Source organism: Bradyrhizobium sp. WU425 (genome assembly GCF_021052305.1).
In the GTDB taxonomy this organism is placed as follows: Bacteria; Pseudomonadota; Alphaproteobacteria; order Rhizobiales; family Xanthobacteraceae; genus Bradyrhizobium; species Bradyrhizobium canariense_D.
Map to the genome: position 1 here is coordinate 3,382,490 of NZ_CP088089.1, position 23,994 is coordinate 3,406,483.

At 64.2% G+C, this 23,994-nt stretch carries 24 protein-coding genes; 12 read left to right on the forward strand and 12 right to left on the reverse strand.

Annotated elements, in window-relative coordinates; all coding sequences use genetic code 11:
• Positions 1-416: 416 nt before the first annotated feature.
• From BcanWU425_RS16260 to BcanWU425_RS16275, 4 genes are all read right to left on the reverse strand, one after another.
• Positions 417-1,043 (reverse strand): transglutaminase-like cysteine peptidase, encoded by a 627-nt coding sequence (locus BcanWU425_RS16260; protein ID WP_026232931.1) that lies wholly within the window; start codon positions 1,041-1,043, stop codon positions 417-419.
• A 331-nt stretch (positions 1,044-1,374) separates the two neighbouring features.
• Entirely contained in the window at positions 1,375-1,986 is a 612-nt protein-coding gene (locus BcanWU425_RS16265; RefSeq protein WP_085396156.1) for a PilZ domain-containing protein, read from the reverse strand.
• Positions 1,987-2,054: 68 nt separating this feature from the next.
• Positions 2,055-3,221, reverse strand: a complete 1,167-nt coding sequence (locus BcanWU425_RS16270; protein WP_204511596.1) for an MFS transporter — start codon at positions 3,219-3,221, stop codon at positions 2,055-2,057.
• A 52-nt stretch (positions 3,222-3,273) separates the two neighbouring features.
• The gene (locus BcanWU425_RS16275) at positions 3,274-4,470 is read right to left on the reverse strand and encodes an MFS transporter (RefSeq protein ID WP_204513960.1); all 1,197 of its coding nucleotides are present in this window, start codon (positions 4,468-4,470) and stop codon (positions 3,274-3,276) included.
• Between the two features lie 301 nt (positions 4,471-4,771).
• Here BcanWU425_RS16275 and BcanWU425_RS16280 point away from each other — a divergent pair, with 301 nt between their 5' ends.
• From BcanWU425_RS16280 to BcanWU425_RS16295, 4 genes are all read left to right on the forward strand, one after another.
• The gene (locus BcanWU425_RS16280) at positions 4,772-5,923 is read left to right on the forward strand and encodes a zinc-binding dehydrogenase (RefSeq protein ID WP_204511595.1); all 1,152 of its coding nucleotides are present in this window, start codon (positions 4,772-4,774) and stop codon (positions 5,921-5,923) included.
• 3 nt (positions 5,924-5,926) lie between these two features.
• Positions 5,927-6,406 carry a DUF5680 domain-containing protein gene (locus tag BcanWU425_RS16285; protein ID WP_085351128.1) on the forward strand — a complete coding sequence of 160 codons (480 nt, stop codon included), beginning with the start codon at positions 5,927-5,929 and terminating at the stop codon, positions 6,404-6,406.
• A 110-nt stretch (positions 6,407-6,516) separates the two neighbouring features.
• A complete protein-coding gene (locus BcanWU425_RS16290) occupies positions 6,517-6,945 on the forward strand; it encodes a VOC family protein (RefSeq protein ID WP_204511594.1) in 429 nt (142 codons plus the stop codon).
• A 114-nt stretch (positions 6,946-7,059) separates the two neighbouring features.
• On the forward strand, positions 7,060-7,572 hold the full coding sequence (locus BcanWU425_RS16295; RefSeq protein ID WP_085385015.1) for a hypothetical protein: 513 nt from the start codon (positions 7,060-7,062) through the stop codon (positions 7,570-7,572).
• Between the two features lie 37 nt (positions 7,573-7,609).
• On the opposite strand, the gene BcanWU425_RS16300 is transcribed toward BcanWU425_RS16295, so the two are convergent.
• Both BcanWU425_RS16300 and BcanWU425_RS16305 read right to left on the reverse strand, forming a co-directional pair.
• Complete coding sequence (locus BcanWU425_RS16300) at positions 7,610-7,963, reverse strand: cupin domain-containing protein (RefSeq protein WP_085361730.1); 354 nt, start codon at positions 7,961-7,963, stop codon at positions 7,610-7,612.
• Positions 7,964-8,015: 52 nt separating this feature from the next.
• On the reverse strand, positions 8,016-8,756 hold the full coding sequence (locus tag BcanWU425_RS16305) for a metallophosphoesterase family protein (RefSeq protein WP_204511593.1): 741 nt from the start codon (positions 8,754-8,756) through the stop codon (positions 8,016-8,018).
• A gap of 368 nt (positions 8,757-9,124) precedes the next feature.
• Between BcanWU425_RS16305 and BcanWU425_RS16310 the strand changes: the two genes are divergently transcribed.
• Complete coding sequence (locus BcanWU425_RS16310) at positions 9,125-11,122, forward strand: DEAD/DEAH box helicase (protein WP_204513959.1); 1,998 nt, start codon at positions 9,125-9,127, stop codon at positions 11,120-11,122.
• A 32-nt stretch (positions 11,123-11,154) separates the two neighbouring features.
• Here the strand turns inward: BcanWU425_RS16310 and BcanWU425_RS16315 are convergent, their stop codons facing one another.
• Positions 11,155-11,661, reverse strand: coding sequence for a GNAT family N-acetyltransferase (locus BcanWU425_RS16315; RefSeq protein WP_204511592.1), 507 nt, complete (start codon positions 11,659-11,661; stop codon positions 11,155-11,157).
• A gap of 145 nt (positions 11,662-11,806) precedes the next feature.
• Here BcanWU425_RS16315 and BcanWU425_RS16320 point away from each other — a divergent pair, with 145 nt between their 5' ends.
• On the forward strand, positions 11,807-12,193 hold the full coding sequence (locus BcanWU425_RS16320; protein WP_204511591.1) for a COG4315 family predicted lipoprotein: 387 nt from the start codon (positions 11,807-11,809) through the stop codon (positions 12,191-12,193).
• A 13-nt stretch (positions 12,194-12,206) separates the two neighbouring features.
• Here the strand turns inward: BcanWU425_RS16320 and BcanWU425_RS16325 are convergent, their stop codons facing one another.
• Positions 12,207-12,761 carry a PAS domain-containing protein gene (locus tag BcanWU425_RS16325; protein WP_085361735.1) on the reverse strand — a complete coding sequence of 185 codons (555 nt, stop codon included), beginning with the start codon at positions 12,759-12,761 and terminating at the stop codon, positions 12,207-12,209.
• A 526-nt stretch (positions 12,762-13,287) separates the two neighbouring features.
• Between BcanWU425_RS16325 and BcanWU425_RS16330 the strand changes: the two genes are divergently transcribed.
• Both BcanWU425_RS16330 and BcanWU425_RS16335 read left to right on the forward strand, forming a co-directional pair.
• Positions 13,288-14,064, forward strand: coding sequence for a rhomboid family intramembrane serine protease (locus tag BcanWU425_RS16330; RefSeq protein WP_018455359.1), 777 nt, complete (start codon positions 13,288-13,290; stop codon positions 14,062-14,064).
• A 189-nt stretch (positions 14,065-14,253) separates the two neighbouring features.
• The gene (locus BcanWU425_RS16335) at positions 14,254-14,682 is read left to right on the forward strand and encodes a CBS domain-containing protein (protein WP_085351136.1); all 429 of its coding nucleotides are present in this window, start codon (positions 14,254-14,256) and stop codon (positions 14,680-14,682) included.
• Between the two features lie 16 nt (positions 14,683-14,698).
• On the opposite strand, the gene BcanWU425_RS16340 is transcribed toward BcanWU425_RS16335, so the two are convergent.
• Positions 14,699-15,739 (reverse strand): patatin-like phospholipase family protein, encoded by a 1,041-nt coding sequence (locus BcanWU425_RS16340; RefSeq protein ID WP_085361736.1) that lies wholly within the window; start codon positions 15,737-15,739, stop codon positions 14,699-14,701.
• A gap of 242 nt (positions 15,740-15,981) precedes the next feature.
• Between BcanWU425_RS16340 and BcanWU425_RS16345 the strand changes: the two genes are divergently transcribed.
• The 3 genes from BcanWU425_RS16345 (at position 15,982) to BcanWU425_RS16355 (ending at position 18,108) form a co-directional block, all read left to right on the forward strand.
• Positions 15,982-17,055 carry a hypothetical protein gene (locus tag BcanWU425_RS16345; protein ID WP_204511590.1) on the forward strand — a complete coding sequence of 358 codons (1,074 nt, stop codon included), beginning with the start codon at positions 15,982-15,984 and terminating at the stop codon, positions 17,053-17,055.
• A gap of 312 nt (positions 17,056-17,367) precedes the next feature.
• The gene (locus BcanWU425_RS16350; protein WP_018455363.1) at positions 17,368-17,649 is read left to right on the forward strand and encodes a hypothetical protein; all 282 of its coding nucleotides are present in this window, start codon (positions 17,368-17,370) and stop codon (positions 17,647-17,649) included.
• 12 nt (positions 17,650-17,661) lie between these two features.
• Positions 17,662-18,108 carry a hypothetical protein gene (locus BcanWU425_RS16355; RefSeq protein WP_231190702.1) on the forward strand — a complete coding sequence of 149 codons (447 nt, stop codon included), beginning with the start codon at positions 17,662-17,664 and terminating at the stop codon, positions 18,106-18,108.
• A gap of 439 nt (positions 18,109-18,547) precedes the next feature.
• Here BcanWU425_RS16355 and BcanWU425_RS16360 read toward each other — a convergent pair whose 3' ends face one another.
• From BcanWU425_RS16360 to thrS, 3 genes are all read right to left on the reverse strand, one after another.
• Positions 18,548-19,816: a serine hydrolase domain-containing protein gene (locus tag BcanWU425_RS16360; protein ID WP_085396171.1), complete on the reverse strand. Its 1,269-nt coding sequence runs from the start codon at positions 19,814-19,816 to the stop codon at positions 18,548-18,550.
• 63 nt (positions 19,817-19,879) lie between these two features.
• On the reverse strand, positions 19,880-20,443 hold the full coding sequence (locus tag BcanWU425_RS16365) for a nitroreductase family protein (protein ID WP_162496430.1): 564 nt from the start codon (positions 20,441-20,443) through the stop codon (positions 19,880-19,882).
• 93 nt (positions 20,444-20,536) lie between these two features.
• Positions 20,537-22,618, reverse strand: a complete 2,082-nt coding sequence (thrS, locus tag BcanWU425_RS16370) for a threonine--tRNA ligase (protein ID WP_162496431.1) — start codon at positions 22,616-22,618, stop codon at positions 20,537-20,539.
• 186 nt (positions 22,619-22,804) lie between these two features.
• Between thrS and BcanWU425_RS16375 the strand changes: the two genes are divergently transcribed.
• The gene (locus BcanWU425_RS16375; RefSeq protein WP_085396177.1) at positions 22,805-23,977 is read left to right on the forward strand and encodes an MFS transporter; all 1,173 of its coding nucleotides are present in this window, start codon (positions 22,805-22,807) and stop codon (positions 23,975-23,977) included.
• Positions 23,978-23,994: the final 17 nt, after the last annotated feature.

Sequence of the window (23,994 nt, forward strand, 5' to 3'; positions counted from 1 at the left end):
GGAATCCATGGAACGGAGCTACCGAACCTTGGCGGAGAGTGAACGGGTGCTCCGAAAGGCAGGCTGGGTTGCGGACGCCTTGGGCAAGCTGGGCGATGGCGACAAATCAAAATAGGCCACTGCGACAATCAACTTAGGAGGCCAGTACCTCTTATCGCATGCGAACGCAGAGAGAACAAATTCCCCTGCTTTTCCCCGTGTCGGGATGTCGTGTTTGGGGAATGTTCCGTATCGAGGCGTATTGAGACGTCTTTACCGACCCGGCTAGACCGCTTTGATTCCGAAGGAATTTGGCGGTTTTCGCCGGGCCGGCAAAGTTGCGGCCAGCCATTGGGGGATGGCTGGCCGCGCGCGAACCGGTCTGGGACGGGGAGGGGTGGGGATGTGACCGGGTCGCGTATCTCTTTCGTTTGTCTCTACTGATCCCTTGCGCTGGCGGTGGAGACCGCCGGCTTGGTGTCGCCGAGCGAGACCCAGACATTGGGATCGCTCTGCGACTGGCGCTTGACGAAGCGGTAGCCGGTCTCCGTCCAGGCAACGACGTTCTCGTTCTGATTGTCGAGAACGAACTCGCCCTTGTCGGTCTTCACCGTCAGCACCGCGTGTCCTTCGCCCTTCTTGTCGCGCACCACGGTGATGAGCAGGGCCTCGCGCGGCCATCCGGCATCGATTAGCATCTTGCGCTTCAACAGCACGTAGTCCTCGCAGTCGCCGTAACCGTCCGACGGCAGCGACCACTTTTCGATCACGCCCCAGTGCTCCTGGTCGGTCAAAGGCTTGACGGTCTCGTTGACCCAGCGATTGACCTTGACGAGGTCGCGCCATGCAGCCTGCGACATCACGATGTCACGCGGTTGCGTCGGTGCGCCCTGGCACTGAGCGGCATTGTCCGCACAGAACTCGACCCAGCCGATCGGCGCACGCGTGGTGTCGCCGAGGCTTGCGTAGAGCAGACGGCCTTCGCCGGCCTGCGCTGCCGCGCTCATTCCGAAGAGCATGGCGGCGAGCGCCAATCCCTTCCCCTGTCCCCTGAAATCAAACATTGCGGCCCCCGTTTCTTGTTGGGACCACATTGCGCAGGCAGCTTTTGAGTTGCCGCTAAGTCAGTCAAGTCAAGTCGAGACGAATGCAAGTAAAACACGCGGCGAATTCGATCTATACTTGAGTCAAACTTGAATAAAATTCGATATGACTGCAATTGATTCAAATTTTATGGATTAACGCGGAAACGCTGGCGGAACCGTTGTTTGCACGCTCCCGCAGCCTCCGCGTTAACCCGCGCGAGCCTCGACGCCACCCATGAAAAAGGCGGCGTCCGCATCGCGGAGGCCGCCTTCAGTACTGGAAATGCAGTGGTTTTGGTGCCTTCGCGCTTTACCGCGCGGTAACGCTCTCTTCGAGAGTTTCAATTGGCTGGGAATGCATGAACTCGAGCGCGAAGCCATCTTCGAGGTTTCGGACCACGCGGCCCTGCACCCGGCCGAGCAGAACCGTCGATTTCAGCGGGGGGCGGTTCTCCGCGGCGATGGCGGCGCCCGACAGCGAGAGGTCGATGATGCGGCAGGTCATCTTGGTGCCGTCCTCGAGCGTCAGCACCGCGATCGGATTGCGCGGCACGATACGATCGTGGCGGCGGTCTTCCGGCAAATTGAGGATGTCGCGGTTGGCGAGCCAGGTCAGCTGTGCGGCAAGCTTGTCGCGCTTTCGCGGCGTGGCACCGACCGTCATGGCGAAGCCATTGTCGATGATGCGGGTGATCTTGCCCTCGACGCGGCCGATATGGTCGAGATAGGCGACCACGCGGTCGCCGACATTGCCGATGCCGGGGGCCAGCAGCGCCAGCCCGCCCGGCGACATGTTGATCACCTGGCAGGGGAATTCACGGCGGTCCGGCAGCATGTAGCGGCCGAGCAGGTGAACCTTCACCCGCTGGAAACGCCGACGTTCCTCGGCGGCCGGAAGAAATCTTTTGTGCGCCAACGCCATTTTCACAACCCGACCCCCCGCCTGGCGGAGTCCGGGACGACCCTAAGGTGCACAGGGTTAATGCCGCGTTAGGATCGGGCGCGGCGATGACGAACAGACACAATGCGTTCGAAAAGCCACATCAGGGGCGGGCAGGCCAGCACTGTCAGCGCGCCGAGGTCGAGCGCGACCGCGGCCGTGCCGGCCGATTTGGCGAGCCGGCCCGCCACCGCCGGTCCTAGCATCATCGCGGCATAGAAGAGAGTGTAGAACACGCCCATCCCGATCGCCCTGGTTTCCGGCACGAGCACGCGGGCGGTCAGGCTCATGATCGGCCCGGCCGGATGGCCGCCGATCAGGCCGATCAGGACGAGGATCGTGATCACGGCGTCGGACCGGGTCAGCCAGGCCAGCAGCCCGGCCACCACCAGGCTGGCCACGATAGCCAGCACGAACGGCCGCTTGAAGCGATCGGCGAGATAACCGCCTGCCGGCACCGAGATCACCGACAGCCACATCACGAGGCTGATCGCCGATCCCGCCGCGGCAATGCTCCAGCCGCGCTCGGCGAGCAGCGAGGGGCCGAACGAGAAGATCATGGCGAAGCCGACATTATAGAGGCCCCAGATCGCGCCCGCGACGATCACCGCCAGAAGCGCGAGCGGATCAAGCCGCCCGGAGCCGGCCGCGCTGGCGGTTGCTCCCGGCGGTGCTTGGTAGAACGTGATCAGCACAATGCCGATCGCGGTGAGCGCGCCGGCCACGAGGAACACGGCGCCCGCGCCATAGGCCGTGCCGATCGCCGGCAGCACCAGCAGCGAGATCGCAACGCCGGCCGGCCAGGAGTTGACGAAGATCGCCATCGCGGTAGCGATCTCCTTCCCCGCAAACCAGTCGGTGCCCATCTTGGTGAGCTGCACGGTCAGCAGCACGCCGCCGGCGCCGGAGGCGAGCCGGCCCGCCATCTGCCAGCCCCAGACGTCGGTGATGGCCATGACGAGACTGCCCGCCGTCATCAGCAGCAGCGCCACGATCGTGGTGGGCTTGTCGCCAAGCGTCCGGCCAATCGCGCCGCCCGGCAGCGCCAGCACGATGCCCGGTGTGAAATAGAGTCCGATCAGGATGCCGATATCGGCGAGCCCGACGCCGAAGCTCTGCTGCAGCAGCGGCGCGACCGCGGCTACGCTCTGGAACTGGAATGCGATGGTGAGGCGAACGACGAACAGGATCGCAAGTATGCCCCAGCGATTGCGCAACGCTTCATCTCCCCAAACCCTATATCAAGCGTGCGGTGGGGAGACGCCGGAGTCAACCGGCCGTCTTCCTCGTCGCGCGCCCATAGAGAAGACATAGCAGCGCCAGCAGCACCGCGGCCGAGAGCCCGAGCGACCAGTGAATGCCGATCGCCGCACCGAACAGTCCGACCGTGATGCCGCTGAACGCCCGCATCCCGAGCCCCGCCATGTTGTAGAGGCCGACGACGCGACCGCGAATGTCGGACGGCGCGTTCAACTGCACCAGCGCCTGCGCCATGGTATTGAACGACAGCTCGAAGAAGCCTGCAAAGAACAACAGCACGATCGCGACCGGATAGATCCGCACCGAGGCGAAGCCGAGCAGCGCCACGCTCCACAGCATGGCGAGCATGATCGCGGTGCGCGGCGTGCCCTTGAGCCGCCCCCAGGATTCCAGCGCGATGCCGGCGAGCAGTGCGCCGGCGGCATCGGCCGCGAGCAGCACGCTGTAGGAGATTCCGGGATCGCCGTGGCCGAGATCGCCGGCAAAGCCTGGCATCTGGGCGTGATAGGCATTGCCGATCATGAAGGAGGTGAGGCCGGCAAGCCAAGTCATCGCCGTCAGCACCGGCTGCGTGCCGATGGCGCGGATGGTCAGCATGATGTCGGCAAGGCCGCGCACGGCGAAGCGCCGCACCGCGACACTCTTGTCCCGCACCGGCGCCCAGAACAGCCACAGCAGCATCGGCAGATAGAACAGCGTGTTGAAGATGATGCCGTGCGAGGTGCCGAGCGTCAGCATGATGATTCCGCCGACGGCAGGTCCGACCAGAATGCCGAGATAGCGCGCCATCGCATTCAGCCGCACCGCGCTCGGAAGATCAGCGGGACCGACGAGATCGTAGAGCAAAAGCTGGTTCGGCGTCTGCCACAACACGCCGGCGCAGCCATGGACCACCAGCAGCAGCATGGCGTGCCACATCTGGATGGCGTCGGTGATGAAGAAGAAACCCCATCCGGCCGAGGCAACAATGAACAGCAGCATGCCGCACTGGATGATGCGGCGCGGATCGACCCGGTCGGCCAGTCCGCCAACCGCGACCGAGAACAGCAGGAACGGCAGCCAGTGTGACAGCACCGCAAAGCCGGCCAACGCCGGCGAATGGAATTTCTGGAACACCACCCAATAGCTGATCACATGCTCGATATTGTCGGCCATCATCGCCAGCACGTAAGCGATGAACTGGAGCCGGTAGGGCACCGACCTCATCGCTGCGAACGAGCCGGACGCGACCACGGGATTTTGAGGGAGGGGGTTCAAGCGGGCACCTGGGGTGGGACTTTGGCGCCGTGCCTACACGTTCGCCGTCGAGCGCTCAAGGCACTTGGGTGTGTGGAGACCAGGGTCCCGTAGCCCGGATGAGCGAAGCGATATCCGGGAATGCTGGCCCCGCATGTCGCTTCGCTCATGCGGGTTACGAGACCGCGGCTTGGCACCAGCGCGCATCTCACATACGCTTCGCTTCAGCCCGCACCAATCAATCATAACAGACGGGCATCGAGGACACGCCATGGACCAGATCCGCGTCTGCACCCACGCAGGGCCGGGCAGCGAGCCCGTCATCCGCAGCGTGCCGTGGCCGAAGGTCGGCAAAAAGGCCGCGCTGATCAAGGTCGGCGCGTGCGGCGTCTGCGGCACCGACCTGCACATCCTGAAAGGGCACTGGCCGAAGCCGCTGCCATGGCCGTTCACGCTCGGCCACGAGCTCGGCGGAATCATCGTCGAATGCGGCGACGAATTCACCGAGGACTTCATGAGCAAGCCGCTCAAGGTCGGATCAAAAGTGATGATCCCGCCGCTGATGCCCTGCGGCAGCTGCTATTACTGCATCCATTATCCCCTGACCGCCAACAAATGCCTGACGCCGGTCTATTACGGCCGCTATCTCGGCTTCGACAAGGCGCCTCACATGTGGGGGGGCTGGGCCGAATATGTCTATGTCGATCTCGACATGCTGCCGGGCACCAAGATCTACAAATTGCCTGACGACATGTCGCTGCGGTTGGGTGCGCTGTCGGAGCCGCTGACGTCCTGCATCCGCGCCTTCAATCGCGCCAGCCGCGCCGGCGGTTTTTCCTGGGGCGACACTGTGGTGATCCAGGGCTCGGGCCCGATCGGCATTCTCGCGGTCGCCGCCGCGCAGGAGATGGGAGCAGGGCGCGTGATCTGCGTCGGGGCGCCGGAGGAGCCGCGGCTCAAGCTCGCGCGCGAGTTCGGCGCCGAGGCGACGGTGAACATCGAGGAGATCAAATCGCCCGAGGCACGCATCGCGCGCGTGCGCGACATCGTCGGCGGCTTCGGCGCCGATCTGGTGATGGATTGCTCGGGCCATCCCTCCGCCGGCCCCGAAGGCATCGAGATGCTGCGCGACGGTGGCACTTATGTCGAGATGGGCCAGTTCACCGACGCCGGCTCGATCGAGACTTCATGGCACCGCATTTGCACCAAGGATATCAACGTGCTGGGCTCCTGGGGTTTTACCGCCAACGATCTGCCGCTCGGCGTCGACATGCTCCATCGCACGGCGGGCAAATATCCCTGGCTGAAGATGCAGACAATCTATCCGTTCACGGAAGAAGGCGTCGCACAGGCGGTCAGGGATGCCATGGCGATGAAGACGGTGAAGTCGACCATCGTGCCGTGGCCGGAACTGGTGGAATAACCGATGTCGTCCATCCCCGGAGATCTCGCAGCGTTCCTGGTCGAAGCCAAGCGCCATACCTATGCGGGGATGGACGACGACGCCACCGCCGCTCCGCTGCTCAGAGGCTCAAAGCAGCTCGAGCATCGTGCGGCACCCTATGCCTATCGCGATATCTATTTCGGGATGGGGTTTTTCGTTGGCCAAGAAACCGTGTCCCGGGATGACCGCGTCGTTTGGTCGATGAGCTACAGCGGTGGCGTCCGTGCGGAGATCACGGATCGAGACATCTTCCTCGCAATCTACAAATTCCTGCGCCAGGCGTTGCTGGATGTCAGCGTCGAGTATCCGTTTCGGGGCCCGCATCTGTTCGAGCAGGCAGGCATGATTTATCGAAACGAGGTCGAGGGCGCGCTCGATCGTTTCCACGGTGTCGAGACGATTGCGCGGCAGGATGGCGTGCCGCTCTATGCGGTCCGTTACAGTGGCGGTTTGTTGCGATAAAGTCTGGCGAGCCCTGTAGCCCCGGACGGAGCGCAGCGTAATCCGGGATTCTCGCCTGGGGCTCCCCGTATTCCGCTACGCTCCATACGGGCTACGGGCCGGCGTTTTGAATGAAGGACGAGATGACAACCGAACCGATCCAACGCACCCGCTCGCCCTTCCGCGCCATCCGTGCGATCGACTACACCGTCATTTTCGCGCGCGACATGGTGGCGATGCGGCGCTTCTACCAGGAGGTTCTCGCATTTCCGCTGCTGCGGGAGCTGTCGCCGGACTGGATCGAGTACGGCTTGGGCCCCAACACGCTGGCTCTTGCAAGGCCAAGCCGGACCGCGGCTGACGCGCCGACGCCGGCAGGCAGTGCCTCGCTGCAACTGGCCTTCAAGGTGTCCGCGGCCGAAGTCGATGCGTGTGCCGACGAACTCGCACGCCACGGCGTGGCGCTGCTGTCACCGCCGACGAACCAGTCGTTCGGGCATCGGACGCTGTTCTTCCGCGACCCCGACGGTAATCTTTTGGAGATCTATGCGGAGATCTGAACCGGGCAGCGGCGGGCCCGTACACGAAAAGTTCCATCGAAAATCCGCGAGTTATTCAAGCCGGGGTGAAACTTAGGCCCAGGTTACGGCTTTCAGTTCACGGGAGAGTTCATCGTGAAGCAGAACCTGAAGCCCCTGACCTACATCGCGGCCGCCATCTACTTCCTGGTGGATGCGGTCTTCATGGCCGTGGCGAGGCCAATCTCGCGCTGGATCGGGCGGCATCTCCAATTGAAGCGATTGCGGGGCTGGATCAGATCGCTGTCGCCTTATTGCTCGCTCGCCTTGTTTTCGGTACCCGTCATTATCCTGGAGCCGGTCAAGCCCGTGGCAGCCTATCTCGCGGCGACCGGGCAAATCGTGATGGGGGCCGTGACTTTTCTTGTCGGCGAACTGCTTAAGCTGGTGCTGGTCGAGCGCCTGTTCCATCTCACGCGCGACAAGCTGATGCGGATTCCGGCCTTCGCCTGGGCCTATGGGAAGTACTCCGAGGTGAAGGCGTGGCTGCAGGCAACCGACGCCTGGCGCGCCATCCGCGCACTGAGCCGCGCGGCCAGGGACACTCTTGTGCGGGCAAGAGCTAGACTGGTCGGCGGCTTCAGCAGCCTGGTGACCTCCAGGGATTAAGGCTGCAGGCATAGAGCTGCGCTGGGCGAGTTGCCATCTATGCGAGCTTGCGGTCCGCGGCGGTGGCCTTGTCGCCCGTGTTCGGCGTGCCGGTCGGCTCGATGAGCAGGAGATGAACTTCCTCGCGCGCGACCGGGCGATGCTCGACACCTTTGGGCACGACATAGAGTTCGCCCGGACCAAGCGTCACCGTGCGATCCCGTAATTCGATCTCCAAACTGCCTTTCAGGACGAGAAAGAAATCGTCGGTGTCGTCATGCTTGTGCCAGGTGAATTCTCCCTTCACTTTCACCACCATCACGTCGCAATCGTTGAAGGTCGTGATCGTGCGTGGGGACCAGAAATCCCCAAATGTCGCGAGCTTGTCGGCAAGCGAGATTCCGTCGGCCATGTGTTCTCCCGTTCTTCCGTGCGGCACAATTTGGGTCGAGCGATGCCAGCAGCTATTTGACATATCCCGACGATATGGCCTGCGCCCATTTCGGGTGGTCGTTGGCGAGGGCACGGGACGATGCGGCGTCCCAATCGTATTCGAGGGCCAAGAGTTCGGCCTGCCAGCCCCTTTGTCGCTTCGTGAGGATTGCATATCGCGCGTGCGGCGAGCGGTATTCCAGGTTTGCGGCAACGGGAATGTCTGCGAAGACCGGGCAACCAACGCTCCCTGGATTGAGAACCAGACAGTCATGAGGTCCGTGAACGACGGCCTGGCGGTGGCTATGACCACACAGCACCACACGCGCCGTCGGCTCACTCGCGAGGCGCATTGCCAGCACGTCGCCGCGTGCCGGTACGAAGCGGCCGTCGTCGAGCGTTTCTTCCAGCAGGCATGTCGTATCGTTCTCGGGCGTGCCGTGGCAGGCCAGGATCCCATCGTCCAGCCGTATTTGGGAAGGCAGGCTGTGGAGTGCGAGACGTTGCTCCGCAGTCAATGCGTTGCGCGCAAACAGACCCGCCGACGAGAGCTTGTCGTCCGGAAACTCCTCAATCCAGCGATCATGGTTTCCGCGTACGGTCGGCAACGACAGCGCCTCGAGCGCTTCGAAAGTCTCTTTCGGCCACAACGGGCTGGTGACGCAATCGCCAAGGTTGACCGTACGATCGACGCCACGCGCCTTGATGTCGGCCAGCACCGCCTCGAGCGCGGCAAGGTTGCCGTGGATATCGGAAATGACTGCCAATCGCATCGTCGTGCTCCCTAGTCCAATCGGCCTGAGCTTAGCCCTGTTGTGCGTCTCCGGCAGCTTCAACCGCGCATAATTTAAGCGAGGTGGCCGTGAAAATCTGCAGCCTCGCCCCAAAATCCCGCTATATGCAGTAAAATGCCCCGAAAACGCTGGATGTAGTGGGTCGAGCTGGCCAGTAAGCTTCTTCTCGGCATCACCAAAGCCATGCGTCATAGGCATGGTGATTTGCCCGCACTTGGCGTAAAGAGCGTCCAAATCAGATCACCACGCGTGCGGCTGGACCATTTGCCGCCTACGCAGCTTCAGGTCGCGCGGCTCGACGTTCCGCGCCTGGACCAACCAAGGTTTATCCCGTGTCTTTTCCGACCATGAGTGCGCCGCTCGCCCGAGCTTTGGCCGAGCGCAATTACGACCGTCCGACCCCCGTTCAGCTCGCCGTACTCACGGACGAGGCCGCTGACCGCGATCTCTTGGTTTCGGCACAGACCGGCTCCGGCAAGACCCTGGCCTATGGGCTCGCCATGGCCAAGGACCTGTTGGGCGACGCCGAGCGGTTCGAGCGGGCGGGTGCACCGCTTGCCCTGATCGTGGCGCCGACCCGCGAGCTTGCCTTGCAGGTCCATCGCGAGCTGGCCTGGCTGTACGAGCATGCGAGCGGGCGCGTCGTTTCCTGCGTCGGCGGCATGGACCCCAGGCGCGAGCAGCGCGAGCTTGCGGCCGGCGCTCATATCGTCGTCGGCACGCCCGGCCGGTTGTGCGATCATTTGCGCCGCGGCCGTCTCGACATCTCGGAATTGAAGGTAGTCGTGCTCGACGAGGCCGACGAGATGCTCAATCTCGGCTTTCGCGAGGACATGGAGTTCATCCTCAAGACCACGCCGGACACGCGCCGCACCCTGATGTTCTCGGCGACGTTCCCGCGCGGCATCGTCGCGCTGGCCAAGCAGTATCAGCAGCGGGCGTTCCGGATCGAGGTCGCCGGCGACGAAGGCGGTCACGCCGATATCGAGTACCGCGCGATCCGGATCGCGCCCGGTGATGCCGAGCACGCCGTCGTCAACGTGTTGCGCTTCTACGAGGCGCCGAGCGCGCTGGTATTCTGCAGCACGCGCGACGGCGTCCGGCACTTGCAGGCGGCACTGCTGGAGCGCGGCTTCTCCGTGGTCGCTTTGTCAGGCGAATTGACGCAGAACGAGCGAACCACGGCGCTGCAGTCGCTGCGCGACGGACGCTCGCGCGTCTGCGTGGCGACCGACGTCGCCGCCCGGGGCATCGATCTGCCGAGCCTCGATCTCGTCATTCATGCCGACCTGCCCAACGACGCCGAGGTCATGCAGCATCGCTCCGGCCGCACCGGCCGCGCGGGCCGCAAGGGGACGAGCGTCATGCTGGTGCCGCCCGTGCGGCGGCGGCGTGCGGAAATGCTGCTGAACGTCTCGGGCATCGACGCGGTCTGGGGGACGGCGCCGCAGCCGGATGAGATCCGCAAGCTCGATCACGAGCGCATGAAGGACGTGCTGTTCACGGAGGAGACCACCGCCGACGATCTGGCGCTGGCGCAGGCGCTATTGGCCGAGCGGTCGGCCGAGGAGATCGCCGCGTCACTCGCACGGCTCTATCGCGCGCGGCTGCCGTCGCCCGAAGACATTATGGATCCCGGCGAGCGGAGCAGTCGGCCGCGCGAGGATCGCGGCCGCAATGATACGCGCGCACCGCGCGACGATATCCGCGCATCGCGTGGCGATGATCGGCCCGAAAGGGCGCGGCCCAAAGCGGGAAAATCGTCGTCGAAACATGGCATGGCGGATGGCAGCGTCTGGTTCCGGGCCAACATCGGACGAAAAAAGAATGCGGAAGCGCGCTGGCTGTTGCCGATGATCTGCCGTCGTGGCGGCATCGACAAGAACGACATCGGCGCGATCAAGATCATGGACACCACGACCGAGTTCGAAATTTCCGAGCGGGTCGCGGAATCCTTCGCCGTGAAGATCAAGCGTCCGGACAAGGAAGACAATATCCGTCTCGAGCCGATGGCGGATGCGCCGCAACGGCAGGCGGCATCGGAAGAGCGGCCCCACGCGCCGCGGCGCGAGAGTGGCGACAGCGATCATCGTGAACGCCAGGGCGAACGCGCGCGCGAGCCGAACGGGTTCAAACCGCAAGGCAAGCCACACGGCAAGATACACGGCAAACCGCACGAAAAGCCGTACGCCGAGCGCACGCCGAAATTCGACGATGCTCCTTCCTTCGCAAAGAAGAAAAAGCACAAGAACAAGCCGGGCCACGCTGAGCCCTCGGTCACGTCGTGGTCTGAGAAGGGCGCCGCCGGGAAGAAGCCGAAGACTAAAAAGAAGCATCGCGCCTGACGGCAGCCTACCGGCGTCGACGGGGAGGGGCGTTACGTCGCAGCGAGGTCGCGCAGCATGTAGGTCGCGCTGTCGCTGTAGGACGCGAGTTTCGCCCGCAGCTCCGCATCCGCGGTGACCGGCCGAAAGCCGAGACGCTGCCACAGCGGCCGCGTGGCGTAGACCGACACCAATGCGAGCGTCGCGATTCCTGATGTGCGCGCGAGCTGTTCGATCGCGATGACATAGTCGCGCGCGACGCCGCCGCGAAAGTCGGGCAGCACCGCGACGTCGTGCAAATAGAGGCAATCCGCATCGCCGGGCAATTGCTCGAGGAAGCCGTCGAGCGGCGGAATCCGGTGCTGCATCCAGGGATGCGCCAGACCGTAGCCGACGATCCCGTCGTCCGCGACGATCACGCGGCAGCCATAGGGATAGAGCCGCATCTTTTCCGCAAGCACCTCGGGGCGTTCAGGCAGATCGGGATGGATTTGCGCTGCGATCTTGCTGATCGCCGGCAGATCGGAGGCGCGGGCGGGACGCCAATGCGGCTTGCTCATGTCGATCCGTCGTCCATCTCCATCATCCCAGTTTATTCCGATGCGACGAGGCTTGCAGCGAAAAATATCTTTGCCGCGATCTCAGGAATACGACGGCTCGCGCGGCGTCCTACCCATGCAAGCCCATTGCCTGACAGGAGAGACCATGACGTCATCGATCCGCCTCGCGCTCACGCTCGCAATATCGCTGGCGCTGCTTCCCGCTGCCTTCGCGGCACCGCCGACCAAGACCGGCAAGACCGACAAAGGGAACGTGCTTACCGACGCCAAGGGCATGTCGCTCTATACTTTCGACAAGGATGCTGACAGCAAGTCGGCCTGCAATGGTCCGTGTGCGACCAACTGGCCGGTGCTGAAGGCCGAGGCGAGCGATGCCGCCGCCGACGGCTACACCGTCATCACGCGCGACGATGGCTCGAAGCAGTGGGCCTACAAGGGCAAGCCGCTCTACACCTTTGCCAAGGACACCAAGCCCGGCGACGTCACCGGCGACGGCTTTCTGAACGGCGCCTGGCATCTGGCGATGCCGTGAGCGCGGTGCACTGCTAGCGCAGCCCCTCATAGACCATCAGCCCGCGTGCGATCTGCAGCTTGCGGATCGCGCGCGGCAGCAGTTTTTCCGGCTGGTGCAGATAGCGCCAGGAGGTGAGGGCGAACGGGCCCAGCGCGCCGCATTCGTCGTCGAACGGCGCGAGCACGCCCGTCACGCTCACCGGTGTATGCGGGCGGGCGTTGAACGGCAGCAGCAGCAGCTCGAGATACGCCTTGCTGCCGTCCTCGCGCGCGGCGGTGACGCCGGCGATTGCCCCGAGGCTCTCATCGGCGACGATGGTCGTGATCTCCTCGATCTCGCGGCGGCTAGCCTCGTTGAACAGCGCCGCAAAGCTCGCATCCTTGAGGTCGCGCCCTGCGAGGGCACAGACGCGCGTGCCGGCGACGCGGAACGGAAAGCCGAGATGGGGCTCGCAGGACAGCACGAAGATGTCACCGAGCAGGCCGCGCACGGCGGCCGGATCGATATCGGCCCGGTCAGGGGCCCGCGCGGTGCCCCGCTTGGTGTCCCAATATGCGAAGAACTCGCGGCTCGACGGATGTTTCATGGCTGAACGCTTACCCCGGGGCGCAACCTCGCGGGACAAACCTGTCCCGCTTCAGTGCAGCCGCGATCCCTGTGTTGTTGTGCAGGAGGGGCTTTGCAGCGTCCATGCCGCAGCGGCATTTTCGGTGCTCCTGGCGCTGCCTTTGCGTCGTTAACGTTAAATTAACTATGCGCTTTCCGTGCACCGCCCCGCTGCTATGGTGATCGCGGTCGCAAGCCTCGCCGCTTTTCTCCAGGTTCTCGGCGAGGCCTGTACACAGGCGTCAAACAGTTTGGTCACCGGCCGCGGGGAGGGGTGGGGATACTCCCGTCTCTCTGGGTACCGGAAGTCCGACACGGATAGGCAGGGCTTTCCCAGGGCCCTGCCTTTTCCTTTTGTGCACTTGCGCAGCGCGGGCAAAGGCGACTATCTCCAAGGCTTGTCGTGAAGCCTGTCGCTCCGATCGCGCCTGAAAGCGAAGCCGCCCTTGGAATTCCCGCCAAATTCTCCGCCGCAAGATCCTTCGTCGCAAGATGCTTCGCTGGGGGTGCCGGCCGTCGTTGAGGAGGCTCCGCGCGAGCCGATCCTGACGCTGCCGTTCGCGCTGACCGCCTATATCCTCCTGCTCGCGGTGATCCATCTGCGGGTGCTGCTGCCGCCGGAGCTCGAGAACTGGACCATCGACGTCTTCGGCTTCATCCCCAAGCGCTACGATTCCTCGCTGCTCAATCTGGAGATCCCCGGCGGAGCCGGCGCCAAGGTCTGGACCTTCGTCACCTATTCGCTTCTGCATGCCAATCTCACCCATCTCGGCTTCAACGTGCTGTGGCTGTTGCCGTTCGGCAGCGCGCTGGCGCGGCGCTTTGGCGCCATCAGGTTCTTCCTGTTCCTCGCGGTGACGGCGGCGGCCGGCGCGCTCGCCCATCTCGTCACCCATGAGCACGCGGTGGCGCCGATGATCGGCGCCTCGGCCTCGGTGTCCGGCGCGATGGCGGCGGCGATCCGCTTCGCCTTCGTTCGCGGCAGCTTCCTGTCGTTCAGCCGATCGGATGCCGATACCGCCGCAAGAGTTCCGGCGTTGCCGCTGTCGCGCGCGTTGCGCGACGGGCGGGTGCTCGGTTTTCTTGCGGTGTGGTTCGGCGTCAACATCGTCTTCGGCGTCGGCGCGATTGGCGTCGACAGCGAGACCACGAGCGTCGCCTGGCAGGCGCATATCGGCGGCTTCCTTGCCGGCCTGTTGCTGTTCGCGCTGTTCGATCCGGTGCCGCGCGTGCGAAGTGATGCTGCGGATGCGTCATCACGGGACATTTCAGACCGCATTTGAAGCGGCGCTTGCGGCGCCGCCCGAATTCATCCATCATTCCCGAGAAGAATGTTCCGAAGCGACAGGCCGCTAGCGGCGATGCTTCGCAAAGCGCCTGAACGTGAAACCGGCGCTGAAACTGTTAGTTGAAGACTCGAAGAACAAGTCCGGACCGCGAACAGCGGACGGTTGCGATTCAGGGAGGCGACAATGACGGTACGTTCGATTCTCAACACCAAGGGCCACCAGATCATGAGCGTCGAGCCCGACGCCAAGCTGGCTGCCGCGGTCAAACTGCTCGCCGACAAGAAGATCGGCGCGGTGCTGGTGATGAACCAGAGCCGGCTGGAAGGCATCCTGTCGGAGCGCGACATCGTCCGGGTGATCGGCGAGCGCGGCGCCGGCGCGCTGGAGGAGCCGGTCTCGCAGGTCATGACCCGCAAGGTGGTCACCTGCAAGGAGACCGACACGGTCGCCGAACTCATGGAGATGATGACCACCGGCAAGTTCCGCCATCTGCCCGTGGTCGACAACGGCAAGGTGGTCGGCCTGATCTCGATCGGCGACATCGTCAAGCGTCGGGTGCAGGAATACGAGGCCGAGCAGGAAGCTCTGCGCGACTACATCAAGACTGCCTGATCAGTAGACCGCCTGATCAGGCCTGCTGGTCGGCTTTGGGCGCGGCGCCCTCGGGCGCGGGCGCCAGTTCGTGGATTGCCTCCTGGATGGACTCCAGCGCACGCTCGGCTGCGCGGGTGCCCAGCGCGATGAGGTCTTCGGAGCGGTGGAAATCGAACCAGCCGAATTGGCCGATCCGCGGTGTGATCAGCATGTCGGGCGGATCGCCGGCGAGGCGGGCCCGGGTGATACGGTCCTGCATGATGTTGAAAGCGTCGACCATCACCGAGGAGAGGCCGGGCCGGGCGCTGCCGCCGCCGAAGAACTCGCGCTTCACCGTCTTCTCAGGCGAGAAGAATCTCGGGAAGCGCCGCTTTGACGCCGGCTCTTCGGTCGCGGGGATCACCGGTTCAGGCATCGCGCCGTGCGAATAGACCGTCGTCGAATAGGTGAAGATGTCGCTGGAAAGATTTGCGGCGATGACGATTTCCGCGCCGAGCGCGCGGGCGGCCGAGACCGGCACCGGGTTCACCAATGCGCCGTCGACCAGCCAGCGATCGCCGATCAGGACCGGAGAGAAGATGCCGGGCAGCGCGTAGGAGGCGCGCATCGCGTCGACTACGCGGCCGCGCGTCAGCCAGATCTCGTGGCCGGTGCGGACCTCGGTCGCGACGGCGGCGAACTTGACCGGGAGATCCTCGATCTGGCTCTGGCCGCAGGCAGCCTCGAGCCGGGTCGCCAGCTTCTCGCCGCCGATCAGGCCGGAGCCGTTGAGGCGGATGTCGAGATAGCCGAGGATGTTGCGCATGCCTTGCAGGCTGCGGCCCCATTCTTCCAGCGTATCGAGCCGGCCGGCTGCATAGAGGCCGCCGACCACTGCGCCGATCGAGGTGCCGACCACGACGTCAGGCACGATTCCGTTGGCGAGCAGGGTCCTGATAATGCCGATATGAGCGAAGCCGCGCGCCGCGCCGCCGCCGAGGGCAAGGCCGATGACCGGCCGGCGGATGCTGCCCAAGCCGACTTTCTCGCCGACCTTATCGCTGTTCGAACCCCGACCCTTCAATATGTCCAGCACCGAAACTCTCCTACGCCGGGACCCGCCATCAGACTAGGCACCGCACTCGCGCTCCGCCAGAACCGGGCCGAAGCATGGTTTATGCCGGTTTGGGAAGCGCGCGGGGCAGGAGTATGGCGAGGGACGGGTGCCCCTGGGGTAATCACGCAGGCGTCAGCCGGGTTCCAAAGAACCGTATTGGCCGTATTTCTCGGGGATCCAGAGGCTTGAATTTGCCGCGTTTTCGGTGAAAAGCAGGTGGCATGACTCTCGGGGGTGACGGCATCATCGGATGGCGGCGCAGCACATCGCTGCTGCCGGTGCTGGTCCTTGCTGCCTGCCTCTATACTCTTGGCCAAAATGCTGCGCAGGCGCAGCTTTTCTCCGATCGTCCGCCGCCGGTGCCGCCCGCTTCGGTGCCCGATCCCGGCGGTGCCGTCAGTCTGGCGCCGCCCTCCGGCCCGGGTGCCGGACCGCCGAGCCTGCCGCCGACCCTGTTGCAGCCGACCACGCCCAGCATGCCGCCGCCCGCGGTCACGACTGTGCCATCCGCCCCGCCGCTCAACGCGGCGGTGCCCGGACAGGGCGTGCTGTCGCTGACCGCGAAATACGGCAAGGACACCCCGCCGATCACCAGCGGCCTGGTCTGGCGCGTGTTTGCCGATCGTCCCGACGAGAACGGCACCTTCAAGCTGATTCGCGAAGATCGTAATGCCACGCCAAACATCGTGTTGCCGCCCGGCAATTACGTCGTGCATGTCGCCTTTGGCCTCGTCAGCGCGGTGCGCACCGTCAGCCTGAAAGCCGAGACCGATCGCGAGTCCTTCGTGCTGCCCGCCGGCGGCTTGCGCATCGAGGGCCGCGTCGGCACCAGTCGCATTCCGCAGAACCAGATCTCGTTCGCGATCTACAAGGGGAGCCAGTTCGAATCCGGCGAACGCGCCTCCCTGGTGCCGAACGTCGCCGCCGGCGACGTCGTGCTGCTGCCGGAGGGCACCTACTACATCATCTCGAATTACGGCGACGCCAATTCGGTGGTGCGCTCGGACATCCGCGTCCAGGCCAGCAAGCTCACCGACGTCACCATCACCCACCGCGCTGCCGTCATCACGCTCAAGCTCGTCAGCGACAGGGGCGGCGAGGCGCTCGCCAACACCGCCTGGTCGGTACTGACCCCGGGCGGCGACGTCATCAAGGAATCGATCGGCGCCTTTCCCCGCGTCGTGCTCTCCGAAGGCGAATACCGCGCCATCGCCAAGAACGAGGGCAAGGTCTACGAGCGCGGCTTCAATGTCGTCAACGGCGTCGACGGCGAAGTCGAGGTCGTCGCGCGGTAGTGCTTGAGCGGTGATGCCGCATGCGGCCCGACGCTGGTCTTCGTGCCTGGTGAACACTTCTCATTCAGCGCATGGATTCCCATATCTTATTACCGCCAGTCCCGTGTGCGAAAGCAGATGCTTTCCGCTGCTCCGCTTGCTGTTGCGATTGTTGGCGTTTCGATTTGAACAGCTCTGGCAGCGCTACCAAGCAGGACCGATCAACACCGGCACCGCCGGCTTATTCCAGCGGCGCCGCGACTTCCTCACAGCCGGTGCAAGATACCTATTTCCGATAATCAATTTTATTCGCTTTCCATCCTGCCGCGTTATATGTCGGACATCACTCCAACGGGGGAGGCCGGAGCAGGCTCGTGCGTCTGCGAGACCGGCAAGGAGCAGGGGACCAAGCTCGTCGGCATGTTCGAAGTGATCCTCACCAGGCGTAAGCGGTTCGGCTGGCGGTGGCAGGTGTGCGACCAATCCGGCAAGAAATTTGCCGATGGCTTCGAGCGCACTCGGCCGTCCGCCAAATATCATGGCGAGCGCGCATTGTTCTTTCTGTTGTCGCAGGCCCATCTGCGCAACCGCTTGGCGACGTCCAGCGAGGACTAGTCGGGACTGCGCGTGCAGTCCGATAAGTCCCGTAGCCCGGGTGAGCGAAGCGATACCCAGGACAGCTCGTGGTCGGAATCCCGGATGTCGCTTCGCTCATCCGGGCTACAAGACCTTGCGTTGCCCGACGGGCAAAACACCCAAATTGTCGGTCAACGCGAGCCGCGAAAATATTCCGCTTTACCGAATTTCGGAAAGGACGTATGTGTCGCCGCAACCCGGCCCAAGGAAGAGGGGCGTATCGCGATCGTCACGAACGCGGGCCGGACGGCGGTGGACGTTAGTCACATCGGCGCGATCGGCTTCGCAGGGCGGGCAACCGTGAGCGAAGGCCTCGCGCACACGACCGGTGTGATCGGCGTACGGCAAAATCGTGTGGTCCTGACGCCCGGGGTCTGTGCGTCAAGCGTTGCGGTGATGTGGGTTGCCCAACCGGGCGCACGCGTCAGCCATCCGTAAGGCGACGGGGGCAATAGTGCATCGCTCCCCGGGGAGAGCACGACATAAGCCGTAAAGCCACTGCGCAGGGAAGGCCGGTTGTTTTGGCTTCACCTGTATGCCGCTGTGCAATCTTTGTTACGACAATCTCGCACAGTGGACCGCGGGTGCCAGCCGGCACCCGGTCTTCCCTGCGCCCTCTTTCAATCGAGGGTCAGACGACCAAGCAAAGCTCGGGCGAACAAGCCGCGAGGATGCGAAGGTGCGTCTGCGATCCGGAATGCGAATGGAAGTGCGACGCTTCCACCCACAGACTCCGTCATTGCGAGCGCAGCGAACCAATCCAGAGTCTTTCCGCGTGGGCAGTCCGGATTGCTTCGCTGCGCTCGCAATGACGAGGATGATGGGAGTATACGCCGCCGACATCGCAAAGCTGCTCGCCGATTTCGGCGAGCGAGATTCACGGACGGCGTAACTCGGACGGATAGCAGTCGTAGACCAGCGCCTTGAAGGCCGGCGTGATGCGGCTGCGCTCGTTCTGGGTCTGCTGCATCAGCAGGTAGACCATGTCGAGCTTGGGATCGACGCCGAAATAGGTGCCGCTGCCACTGTCCCATTTCAACTCGCCGAGTGAGCCCGGCGGCGGCGGTTTGGTGTTGCCGGGATCGGTCCGCACCGCGAGGCCATAGCCATAGCCGAAGCCGTCGCCCGGAAAATAGAAGTAATCGCGTCCGACGCCCGAGCCCGGCCCGACGTGATCGGTCGTCATGGCCTTGAAGGCAGCGGGGCTCAGATAGCGCTTGCCGTCGAACTCGCCGCCATTGAGCAGCATCTGCGCGAATCGCTGGTAGTCGGTGATGGTCGAGAGCAGCCCGCCGCCGCCGGACTGCCATTCGGGGTGATCGAGGCGCTCGCGCTCGGCGGCGAGCAGGATGTTGTCGTTCGGCAGCGGCCGCGCCATCCGCGCAAGCTCGTCCTCGGTCGCCAGCGCGAACTTGGTGCTGCTCATGCCGAGCGGATCGAAGATGCGCTGCTTGAGGAATTCGTACAGCGTCTGGCCCGAGATGATCTCGATGACGCTGCCGAGGACGTCAGTGGAATGACCGTAGCGCCACAGCGTTCCCGGCTGCCGGGCCAGCGGCAGCCTTGCGATCCGTTGGGCGAATTCCCTGTTGTTGAATTGACCTTCGAAGATATTGGCGGCCTTGTAGGCCTGCTCCACCCATTTGCCGCCGATGTAGTCGTAGCTGATGCCCGAGGTGTGCCGCAGGAGATCCTCGATGTTGACGGGACGGACCGGGGCCACGAGATCCAGGTGCAACGTGCCGTCGGGATTGGTGACCTCGAGGCCCACCTTGGTGTCGGCGAAGAGGGGAACGTATTTCGACACGGGGTCGGTGAGCGCGAGCTTGCCCTCGTCGATCAGCATCATCGCGCCAAGGCAGGTGATCGGCTTGGTCATCGAGTGGATGGCGAAGATCGTATCGGGCGTCATCGCGAGACCGGTCCTGGTGTCGCGCACGCCAATAGTCTTCAGATAGACCGGCTTGCCGTGCTGCTGGACCAGCACCACGGCGCCGGGCAGCCGGCCATTCGTCACCTCGTTGTCGAAATACGCTGTGATACGGTCGAGCCCGTCGGACGACGGCGCGGGGACGTCGGCGGCGCGGCTTCGCGCCATCGTGCCGGCCAGCAGCGCGGCTCCGACCAGAAATTCACGACGCTTCATCCGGGCTTCCTCCCTCGCCGGGATCAAAGCCGCAAGACGTCGAAGGCGTCAACACGCCTTCGATTAAAATCGCGTCACGATTTCAGAAAGGACCGGTCGCGGACGGTCTCCGCTCGGCCTGGTCGGCTTGCCGATATGGACGAAGCCCGCGAGCTTCTCGTCCGGCTTGAGGCCGAGGCCATCCAGCACGTCGCGATCGAACGCGAACCAGCCGGTCAGCCAGCAGGCGCCGTAGCCGAGCGCCGCCGCGGCCGTGACGATGTTCATAACGCTGGCCCCGGCCGACAATTCCTGCTCGAAGGCCGGCACCTTCGGATGCGGCTTCGTGAAGCTGACGATGCCGATCACCAGCGGCGCATCCATGAGGCGTTTGCGCTCGGTCTCGACATCGGCCGCCGCCGCGCCGGGATTCTTCCGGGCGAACACCTTTGCGATCACCTCGCCGGCGCGCTGGCGCGCATCGCCCTCGAAGATGATGAAGCGCCAGGGCGCGAGCTTGCCATGGTCGGGCACGCGCGCGCCGATGGTGAGGATGGTCTCGAGCTCGGCGGGGGAGGGGCCGGGTCCGGACATCTCGCGCGGCTTGACCGAGCGGCGGGTCTTCAGGAGTTCGATGGCGTCGGGCACTGCGGTTTCCTCTTCGGCTGGTCGTCGGGCGTGCAATCCCCACATAGGAATGCACGCCCGCAACCGAAAGCGAGTTTAGACCGATTTCAGATGTCAGGCCGCGCTGCGCGCTCGCTTCACATCCGGCGGGGTCGCTTCGTCGACGAGGGCGGCGATGGCTTCCACCGTCGTCGTCACTTGCTGCCCGTCGCTGCCGAGCCGGCGGATCGAGACCGACTGCGTCTCCGCCTCTTTCTTGCCGACCACGAGCAGTGCCGGAATCTTGGCGAGCGAATGCTCGCGGACCTTGTAGTTGATCTTTTCGTTGCGCAGGTCGATCTCGGCTCGAAGTCCCGCACGCCGGACCTGCTCCAGCACCTGCTTGGCATACTCGTCGGCTTCCGACGTGATGGTGGTGACCACCACCTGCACCGGCGACAGCCAGAGCGGGAAGTTGCCGGCATAGTGCTCGATCAGGATGCCGATGAAGCGCTCCATCGAACCGCAGATCGCGCGGTGCACCATGACCGGCGGCTTCTTGCCGCTGTCGTGGTCGATGTAGAACGCACCGAACCGTTCCGGCAGGTTGAAGTCGACCTGCGTGGTGCCGCACTGCCAGTCGCGGCCAATGGCGTCGCGCAGCACATATTCGAACTTCGGTCCGTAGAAGGCGCCTTCGCCCGGATTGATCTCGGTCTTGATGTGATTGTTCTGCGACTGGATCTCGCGCAGCACCGTCGCCATCACGCGCTCGGCGTGATCCCACATCGCGTCGGTGCCGACGCGTTTCTCCGGCCGGGTCGACAGCTTCACAGTGAGATCGCCGGTGAAGCCGAAATCGGCATAGGTCGACAGGATCAGCTCGTTGATCTTCAGGCACTCGTCGGCGAGCTGATCCTCCATGCAGAAGATGTGCGCGTCATCCTGGGTGAAGCCGCGCACGCGCATCAATCCGTGCATCGCGCCGGACGGCTCGTAGCGGTGCACCACGCCGAACTCGGCGAGCCGCAGCGGCAGGTCGCGGTAGCTCTTCAGGCCATGCTTGAAGATCTGCACGTGGCCTGGGCAGTTCATCGGCTTCAGCGCGAACCAGCGCTTGTCTTCGGCCTCCTCGCCGGCCGACTGCGCCGCGAACATGTTCTCGCGGTACCAGCCCCAATGGCCGGAGGTCTCCCACAGCGACTTGTCGAGGATCTGGGGGGCGTTGACCTCGCTATAGTCACCGGCCAGGCGGCGTCGCATATAGGCGATCAGCTGCTGGAAGATGGTCCAGCCCTTGGCGTGCCAGAACACGACGCCCGGACCTTCCTCCTGGAAGTGGAAGAGGTCGAGTTCGCGCCCGAGCTTGCGATGGTCGCGCTTTTCCGCTTCCTCGATCTGCTTCAGATAAGCGTCGAGGTCCTCCTGCTTGGCGAATGCCGTGCCGTAGATGCGGGTCAGCATCGGGTTGTTGCTGTCGCCGCGCCAATAGGCGCCGGCCACCTTCATCAGCTTGAAGGCGTTGCCGACCTTACCGGTCGATGTCATGTGCGGGCCGCGGCAGAGATCGAACCAGTCGCCCTGGTAATAGATCTTGATCGGCTCGTTGCCGGGAATGGCATCGACCAGCTCGACCTTGAACGCCTCGCCCTTGTCGCGGAACACCTGTTTGGTCTTTTCGCGATCCCAAACCTCCTTCGTAAAAGGCTTGTCGCGCGCGATGAGCTCGCGCATCTTCTTCTCGATCGCTGCAAAGTCTTCCGGCGTGAACGGCTCGTTGCGGAAGAAATCGTAATAGAAGCCGTTCTCGATCACGGGGCCGATGGTGACCTGCGTGCCCGGCCACAGCGTCTGCACGGCTTCGGCCAGCACGTGGGCGCAGTCATGGCGGATCAGCTCGAGCGCGCGCGGATCGTCCCGGTTGATCAGCTCGATCCTGGCATCGGCTTCGATGGGATCGTCGAGGTCGGAGACCACGCCGTCGAGCGCCATCGCGACCGTACGCTTGGCCAGCGACGGCGAAATTCCCTTGGCGAGTTCGAGGCCGGTGATGCTCTTGGCGTATTCGCGCCGGGCGCCGTCGGGGAAGGTGAGGGTGATTTTTTCCGGTGGGGTCACGGGTCTCAAATTGCTGAGGCTGTACTGGAAGCCGGATTCGGATTTGGGCTGCTCGGACTTGGATTGGTCCTTGGATGGGTCCTTGGGCTGGTCGGTCATGGCATGTCTCCTGAGGCTCACTCCTGCGAACGAGCGCAGGTAAGCGGGAACGAGCGATATATCAGGCGAGTCGGCCTGCGCAATCCGGCATTTCCAAGAAACCGGCGCGCAAAAGCGGAGGCGCTGCACGAACTATTCCGGGCAACGCCCTTTAACTGGTCGCAAGGCGGCTCTACATGCGTTTGCATGGAAAATGCACGCGCCGGCCGTTTCGCGCCAACCGCCCTGATGCTCGGCAATCTCGTCACCGGCTGCTCAGTACTGGCGCCGGCGGGCATGCTGCCGGAATTGGCGACGGGGCTCGACGTCAGCATCCATGCGGCTGCGCTCCTGATCACCTTCGGGGCTGTCATCCTCTGCATCGGCTCGCCGCTGACGGCCTGGCTCACCAGCCGGATCGAGCGCCGGGCGTTACTCACCACGACGCTGGCGGTGCTCGCTTTTGGCAATCTGGCCTCGGCCTTTGCGCCCGACTATGCGAGCCTCCTCGTCATCCGCCTGGTGATGCTCGCGGTCGGCGCGCTTTACACGCCGCAGGCCGCCGGTACGGCGGCGTTGATCGTGCCGGTGGAGCGTCGCGGCAGCACGATTGCCTACATCTTTCTCGGCTGGTCGCTCGCTGCCGCCGTCGGCCTGCCGCTGATCACCTTCATCGCCAGCCGCTATGGCTGGCGCGCGGCCTATGGCGGAATCGGCGCGCTCGGTTGCGTCAGCTTCCTGCTGTTGCTGATGCGGCTGCCGGGGGGCTTGAAGGGGACGCCGGTGGATCTGAAGACCTGGAGCGCGGTCGGTCGCAACAGAACGATCCGGCTTCTGCTTGCGATCACGATGTTGCAGATGTCCGGGCAGTTCGTGGTGTTCACCTTCATGGGGCCGCTGCTCAACAAGCTGACCGGCGCAGGGCCCGATGCGATCGGCCTGGTGTTCGCTCTCTATGGCGTCTGCGGCTTCCTCGGCGTTGTCATCGCGACCCGCATCGTCGACACCTCGGGACCCTATCGCACCTCGCTGCTGTTCACCTGCCTGCTGCTTGCAGGAATCACGGGCTGGGCACTCGGCGCCGGCACGCTCGCGTTGATGGCGGGTGCGGTCGCGATCTGGGGCCTCGGTTTTGCCGCGACCAATTCGATGCAGCAGGTGCGGCTGGTCTCGGCCGCACCGTCGCTGGCATCGGCGACCGTCGCACTCAACACCTCCGTCCTTTATATCGGCCAGGCGGTCGGCTCTGCCGTCGGCGGACTGCTGTTCGCCCGCGAGCTCCTGCATACGCTCGGCTTCGTCGCAGTCGGTTTCGTGGTGGTGGCGCTGATCCTGGTCGTCCTGACCCGGCCCCGGCCGGCAACAGCCGCCCCGGCCTGAACGGAAGCGTGCCTGTG